This window comes from Halalkalibacter wakoensis JCM 9140 (assembly GCF_000513095.1).
GTDB classification, from domain to species: domain Bacteria; phylum Bacillota; class Bacilli; order Bacillales; family Bacillaceae_D; genus Halalkalibacter; species Halalkalibacter wakoensis.
Window position 1 is genome coordinate 1 of record NZ_BAUT01000171.1, and the last position, 1,029, is coordinate 1,029.

Annotated in this window: 1 rRNA gene; it reads left to right on the forward strand. The window is 53.7% G+C overall.

Annotated elements, in window-relative coordinates:
- Positions 1-1,026 (forward strand): 23S ribosomal RNA (locus JCM9140_RS22070); the annotation flags it as partial.
- Positions 1,027-1,029: the final 3 nt, after the last annotated feature.

Here is a 1,029-nt window from a genome sequence, read left to right on the forward strand (position 1 = left end):
GAAGCTCTGAATTGAAGCCCCAGTAAACGGCGGCCGTAACTATAACGGTCCTAAGGTAGCGAAATTCCTTGTCGGGTAAGTTCCGACCCGCACGAATGGTGTAACGATTTGGATACTGTCTCAACGAGAGACCCGGTGAAATTATAGTACCTGTGAAGATGCAGGTTACCCGCGACAGGACGGAAAGACCCCATGGAGCTTTACTGTAGCTTGATATTGGATGTTGGTACAGTTTGTACAGGATAGGTAGGAGCCTTGGAAGCGTGAGCGCCAGCTTACGTGGAGGCGTCGGTGGGATACTACCCTGACTGTGCTGACATTCTAACCTCGAGCCGTGATCCGGTTCAGGGACAGTGTCAGGTGGGCAGTTTGACTGGGGCGGTCGCCTCCTAAACAGTAACGGAGGCGCCCAAAGGTTCCCTCAGAATGGTTGGAAATCATTCGTAGAGTGCAAAGGCAAAAGGGAGCTTGACTGCGAGACCTACAAGTCGAGCAGGGACGAAAGTCGGGCTTAGTGATCCGGTGGTTCCGCATGGAAGGGCCATCGCTCAACGGATAAAAGCTACCCTGGGGATAACAGGCTTATCTCCCCCAAGAGTCCACATCGACGGGGAGGTTTGGCACCTCGATGTCGGCTCATCGCATCCTGGGGCTGAAGTAGGTCCCAAGGGTTGGGCTGTTCGCCCATTAAAGCGGTACGCGAGCTGGGTTCAGAACGTCGTGAGACAGTTCGGTCCCTATCCGTCGCGGGCGCAGGAAATTTGAGAGGAGCTGTCCTTAGTACGAGAGGACCGGGATGGACACACCGCTGGTGTACCAGTTGTTCCGCCAGGAGCATAGCTGGGTAGCTACGTGTGGACGGGATAAGTGCTGAAAGCATCTAAGCATGAAGCCCCCCTCAAGATGAGATTTCCCATGGAGTTAATCCAGTAAGACCCCTTAGAGATGATGAGGTTGATAGGTCTGGTGTGGAAGCGTGGCGACACGTGGAGCTGACAGATACTAATCGGTCGAGGACTTATCCAATAA